Annotated in this window: 4 protein-coding genes and 1 pseudogene; all 5 read left to right on the top strand. The window is 55.1% G+C overall.

The genetic code is table 11. The features are described 5' to 3' along the window. The first annotated feature begins 14 nt into the window (after positions 1-14). Positions 15-1,511: pseudogene (locus WCO56_17580) on the top strand (class I SAM-dependent DNA methyltransferase). 96 nt (positions 1,512-1,607) lie between these two features. Continuing rightward, positions 1,608-2,672 (top strand): type IV toxin-antitoxin system AbiEi family antitoxin, encoded by a 1,065-nt coding sequence (locus tag WCO56_17575; GenBank protein ID MEI7731389.1) that lies wholly within the window; start codon positions 1,608-1,610, stop codon positions 2,670-2,672. Continuing rightward, on the top strand, positions 2,669-3,526 hold the full coding sequence (locus WCO56_17570; protein ID MEI7731388.1) for a hypothetical protein: 858 nt from the start codon (positions 2,669-2,671) through the stop codon (positions 3,524-3,526). Before WCO56_17575 ends, WCO56_17570 begins: the two co-directional genes overlap by 4 nt. A 91-nt stretch (positions 3,527-3,617) precedes the next feature. Continuing rightward, positions 3,618-3,773, top strand: coding sequence for a hypothetical protein (locus tag WCO56_17565; protein ID MEI7731387.1), 156 nt, complete (start codon positions 3,618-3,620; stop codon positions 3,771-3,773). Further along, entirely contained in the window at positions 3,770-5,893 is a 2,124-nt protein-coding gene (locus tag WCO56_17560) for a DUF4062 domain-containing protein (GenBank protein MEI7731386.1), read from the top strand. Before WCO56_17565 ends, WCO56_17560 begins: the two co-directional genes overlap by 4 nt. The last annotated feature ends 107 nt before the right edge of the window (positions 5,894-6,000 follow it).

Raw genomic sequence — 6,000 nt, 5'->3', positions numbered from 1 at the left:
CCACGGATAAAAAAATCACCGAAAACAGTTGCAAAAATTAACACCGTTGCTGGGGTGCCGCTACACTCCTGCGCGGCACCATTGATGCCGGCGATTACAAGCAGTTCATCTTTCCCCTCCTGTTCTACAAACGCCTCTGCGATGTCTTCGACGAGGAAACCCAGGCCGCGCTAAAAGAGTCAAGTGGCGATGCCACGTTTGCCGCTTACCCGGAAAATCACCGGTTCCAAGTCCCGCAGGATGCCCACTGGCGCGAGGTCCGCAAAGCTGCCAAGAACGTCGGCCAGGCCCTCCAGTCCGCCATGCGGACCATCGAAACTGCCAATCCGGACAAGCTCTACGGCATCTTTGGCGACGCCCAATGGACCAACAAAGACCGCCTCTCCGACGCCATGTTGCGCGACCTGGTCGAGCATTTCAGCACGCTGGAATTGACCGTCGCCAATCTGCCCGAGGACGAGTTGGGCCAGGGCTACGAATACCTGATCAAGAAGTTTGCCGATGATGCCGGCCACACCGCCGCCGAATTTTACACCAACCGCACCGTCGTTCATCTGATGACCGAAATGCTCGACGTGCAGCCAGGCGAATCCGTTTATGATCCGACGTGCGGCTCGGGCGGCATGTTGCTCTCATGCATCACGCACTTGCGCCGGCTGAAAAAGGAATGGCGCAACGTCCGGCTCTACGGGCAGGAGCGGAACCTCATGACTTCATCCATCGCCCGGATGAACTGCTTTCTGCACGGCGTGGAGGATTTTCGGATTGAGCGCGGCGATACCCTCGCCGATCCCAAGTTTGTCCAGGGCGACCGCCTGCAGCGTTTTGACGTGGTGCTGGCCAATCCACCCTATTCCATTAAACAATGGGACCGCGACGCCTTTGCCACCGACCCGTGGGGAAGAAATCTTTATGGCACCCCACCGCAAGGTCGTGCCGATTACGCCTTTCAGCAACATATCCTCCAAAGTCTGAATCCCAAGACCGGCCGATGCGCGGTGCTTTGGCCGCATGGCGTCCTGTTCCGTCAGGAGGAGGAAGAAATGCGCCGCAAGCTCATTGAAGCTGACCTCATCGAATGCGTTCTCGGTTTGGGGCCGAACCTCTTCTATAACTCCCCCATGGAAGCCTGCGTGGTCATCTGCCGCACCGCCAAACCGAAAGCGCACAAAGGGAAAATTCTGTTCATCAACGCCGTCAACGAAGTTACCCGCGAACGCGCCCAAAGTTTCCTCACCGATGACCATATCGAGCGCATCGTTAAAACCTACGAGCAATTCGCGGACGTTTCCGGCTTTGCCCGCGTTGTCACGCTGGAAGAAATCCGGGCCAAGGACGGGAACTTGAGCATCCCGCTCTATGTCGCGCTGGCCACCAATGGCGGGGCGGATGCTGATTCGGCACCAGTCGCGGCAGCCGACCTCGCTACCTCGATCAGCCATTGGTTGAAAAGTTCAACCACCGTGCGCCAGTCGCTGGAAACACTTGGAATCACCATAAAAACACAATGATTTACTGAATACTACATTTCTTACTGCACAGTGAAAAAGACATATTCCATTAAAAACAGTTGCTTTCTTACTGAAATTGGTATTTATTACTGAATAGTGAAAACATTGGATTCCAGTAAAATCGCGCTAATTCGCTACGAAAGCGAGTTGCTTCATCACTTCCGGCAATTGCTGGCGGATGATGTCGAACTCGCATGGCTGTCGCCGTCTGGCGATGTGGCCCAAGGCAAACTGCCGTGGGTCGAGTTGAAGCTGGACGCCCAAGCCCGCCGTTTCAAGCCCGTGTATTCCCTGAAACCCAGCATCCCGGAGTTGGAATCCATCCTCGCGGCTTGGAGTGATCCGCTCCCGCCGCTGTTAGTTGCCCCCGAATTGATTCCCCGCCTTCTGGATTTTTGCCGGCAAAAGCGGTTGGCAGCGGTGGATTTGAATGGCCGGGTATATCTGCGGGCCGAAGGCCTGCTCGTGGATCGCCGCAGTCTGCCCGGACGCGACTTCCGGTATGAGCTTGAGCCGAGGAATGTTTTCGTGGGCAAAAGTGCCAGCATCATCCGCAGCCTGCTGACCGACCGCGACCGGGTCTGGACTCAGAGCGAACTGCTTCACCGCACCAAGGCCAGTTCAGGTCTGGTCTCCCGCATCGTCCAGCACCTCATCAGCCAGGGTTTTCTGGGAAAAAAAAGTGCCCGCGCATTCCACCTCGTGGATCATCCGGGATTGATCAATGCCTGGGCCAAAGCCGATGATTTCCACCGCCGCAGCACCCACACCCGCTATACCACCTTTGGCGGTGACACCTTTGAAATCGCGAATAAGCTCCAGATCTGGGCTAGGGAACAATCCGTGCCCATCGTGTTCACTCAATGGCTGGCCGCTTGGTTGCGGCATCCTTACACCGAGCCGGTCATCACCAGCGCCTATGTGGCCCGCCTCCCGGAAGCCGCCACGTTGGAGCAACTCGGCCTGCGCCCCGTGAACGACGCCGGCAAAGTCTGGCTCTTTGTTCCCACGGACGAAGGCGTTTTTCTGGAAACGCAAACCGTGCGGGACTTGCCGCTCGTCACCGATGCCCAGATTTATCTCGACCTGCTCCCCACCGGCCTGCGCGGCCCGGATGCCGCCAACGCTCTGCGCCATTGGGAAGGATTTTGCCGCCCATGAAATACGCCACCTACCGCGAATATAATCCCCACGGCGTCGCCACCGCCGAAGCCGCGTTCCTTACCGTCTGGGCCGGGCTGGGGTCCTGGCACAGCGACCTCGTTCTCGTCGGCGGCCTCGTTCCCAAATACCTCTGCGGCGATCTCGCCGCCGCGCGCACGCTGCCCCGGCCTGTGACGCTCGACGCCGATCTCGGCATCGCCCTCGGTGCCTCGCTCGGCCAATACGGCAGCTTGCAAATGGACCTGCAAACGCACGGCTTCAAACTCTCCAAGGACGAATTTGGCGGGCCGCGTTTTGTGAAAACCATTGGCGACTTCACCATTCCCGTGGATTTCCTCACCGAACACCCGCCCGCCACCCAGGGCACTGCCATGGTGGACGATATTCCCGCCAACATTTTGCCCGGCATCAACCGCGCCCTGGCCACCGCCCGTCCCATCAAAATCACCGGCGTGGACCTTTACGGCGCCACGCAGACGGATCTGCCCGTCCGCGTCTGCGAAGCCGGGCCGTTTCTGGCGATGAAGCTTCGCGCCTTCGCCCACCGGCAGGCGCCCAAGGATGCCTTCGACATTCTTTACACGTTGCTCCATTACGACCGTGGCACCGCCGCCGCCGTGGCCGCGTTTGGCGAGGAAGTCCGCGCCGGCAATCCCGCCTGTGCCGATGCCGTCGCCTGTCTCAACCAGCATTTCCGCAACGAACAATCGTCCGCCCCCGTCCGGGCGGCCAGCTTTGTTCTTGGCCAATTGGTCGCGGGCGAATCCGACGACACCCGCTTTCGGCGGTTACAAATCCAGCAGGACATGGTGGATGCCGGCCGCTTGCTGCAAAAAGCCTTAACCGTATGACCACCACCATCCTCATCACGACGACGACGGTGACCACGAATACGATGACGAGCGCGACGAGCATGATGATGACGATAACAACACCAGCAGCATGAGCAGCACCACCATCAGCAACAGCACCGGCGGTGCCCCAGCAAACCTCACGATCAATCCAAACTTGTCCAGGCTACCGGGATTTGCCCGCGAGGGGTGGAGACGAGTGCGGTTTGAGCATGTGGTGGAGAGTATCAATGAGGAGACCAAATGAGCGAGAAGCGCATATTCGTCAGTTCTTTATTCACAGAATTTGCCCAAGAGCGAGAGGCGCTCAAGCAATTTATTGATCGTGATGAAAGAATGCGGGATTTCTTCGAGCTTTTCCTTTCTGAGGATTCATCCAACCAGATAACGGGACAATCATTCATTGCCGCAATAGATCGGTGCGATATTTTCATCGGTTTGATTGGCAAAAAAGCTGGCCCCGTAATCAGTGACGAAAAAACGGCGGTTGAACTGGAATTTGAGCAGGCATTAAGTACAAAAAAACTGTGTCTGATTTTTGTAAAGGGTCTCAACGATAGCGGGCGCGATGTTCGCATGACGGCGTTGATCCGTAAGGCAGGTGCCCAATTATTGTATAGACGATTTCGCAATAAGCGGGAATTCGACGCCGCTTTGCGCGACGGTCTTTTACCGCATTTGCACAGATTGCGCGGAACTTTTGGGCCTGAAACCGAACCGGAATATCACATCGTCTTTGTCCACGCTCCCGCTAGTGTCCCTTATCTGCAAAAGCCTGCCATCGTTTTGGCACCTGCTTCCGAGCCCCCAAATGAGTTTGGCCAAAGAACCCTCTTTAGGTACCAAATAATGCTCCATGATGTGCCCCCCATTGAAGGGCATCTTCATTTGGGATTCGTGGATGAGGGGGAGGATTTCCGTAGTCCCGCAGACGCTGTTGAGCATTTGTTGGGGCAGATGAATTCAGGCGAAATGTTAAAAGCTTCCGATGTGCCGGAATTCTACACGCTGCAACCGGACATGGAGTCTTATCGTAAACTGATTGGTGCTTTAGATGGTTCACGAGCGCGTGGGTTGTTGGCGAGCATCAATGACTTGGTTGTTGCCGGCCGAACCCAACCACCCCCTAATTGGCTAAACGAAGCCATGAATAGCAATCAGTTTAATTTCTCATTCATGAGGAATTCTGAGACATTTTTTGCGCTGAGAAATGCGGAGTCTTTGCTTGGCGGACTAGCTGCAGAAGAACTGGCTGGCATCTCGAATCAATTACACCTGAGTTTCAAATTACCAACATTTCAAACAAACCATGAAATCGATTTTCGATTTGAAAATGATGGACCTCTGCCCAAGCGTATCGCGGTCGTAATCGGGAAAAACGGTGTAGGGAAAAGCCAGTCGCTGGCTCACATTGTTGAATCTTTGCTCCACGACGACCGCGACGGTCTGCGAGATCCAGTGAATGGTCGCCCTGTTATTAATCGCTTGCTTGCGGTAAGCAGCCCTGGTGAAACCTACACCACTTTTCCCCCGCCACCACGATTCCCACGCCGGATAAAATACCGACAGATTTTTCTAAGTCGGCGGCAGTGGGGAAACAACGAGCTTGGGTTGGGGCGAGTTCTTGTAGAGTTGTCGCGTTCGGAAGAAAGCATTAGGGCTAAAGGGCGTTGGAGCTTCTTTTGTGAGGCAATTCGTCCGATAATTCCTCCTGAGCTGCTTTATGTCCGGGTTAAGAAGGCCAATGTGAATACTCCGGAGTGGCTTAAAGAGCCGTTTCCTTTGTCTGAACTACAGGAAGGTAACGGTCGCCGCCGATTGGAGCGCTGGAGTGCGGTTGATCTTCAGGCCGACGTTTGCCGCTACATTGATGGCAAGCATGTGCCACTCAGTAGTGGCCAGTTGACGTTTATTCGCTTTGCGATTCAGGCCTGTTTGTATATTGAAAATGGAACTCTGATTTTGTGTGATGAACCCGAGACCCACCTTCATCCTAATTTTATTTCAGACTTTGTTCGTTTGCTGGATAAGCTTTTGGAAGAAACGGGGTCAGTTGCAATCCTGGCTACACATTCCGCCTATTTCGTTCGCGAAGTAACTCGGTCTCAGGTGATTGTTCTGCGGCAAGTCGCCGATAACCAAATCGAAGCCGTGACACCGAGGTTGAAGACATTGGGTGCTGACATTGGCGAAATATCTCATTTTGTTTTTGAAGACGCTTATTTTGGTTCGCTGCTTGCCCAAGTTCGCGCTCATCTGGTCGCGAAGCCTGGCCAAGCTCCGAAAGTTATGAAACTGCTGGAAGAAGAAGTATCAACCGAGGCGTTAATGAGTTTGCAGCGCGCGGATCTGACAAAAGCCAAGTGACGTGAAACAACTCCAGCAACCACAAGTTCCTGACGTGGCGAATTTACGTTCGCTGGCACGGAATCGTTTGGTTGCGAGTTACCCGGCGCTTCGCCAGCACGTCAGGG

Source organism: Verrucomicrobiota bacterium (genome assembly GCA_037139415.1).
Taxonomy (GTDB): Bacteria; Verrucomicrobiota; Verrucomicrobiia; order Limisphaerales; family Fontisphaeraceae; genus JBAXGN01.
Note: the sequence above shows the minus strand (reverse complement) of the source record. Positions and strands in the feature narration are given on the sequence as shown.

Bases quoted from the DNA above. Each gene is read 5' to 3' on its own strand.
- WCO56_17570 (MEI7731388.1), top strand. From the start codon at position 2,669: ATGAAATACGCCACCTACCGCGAATATAATCCCCACGGCGTCGCCACC.
- WCO56_17565 (MEI7731387.1), top strand. From the start codon at position 3,618: ATGAGCAGCACCACCATCAGCAACAGCACCGGCGGTGCCCCAGCAAAC.
- WCO56_17560 (MEI7731386.1), top strand. From the start codon at position 3,770: ATGAGCGAGAAGCGCATATTCGTCAGTTCTTTATTCACAGAATTTGCC.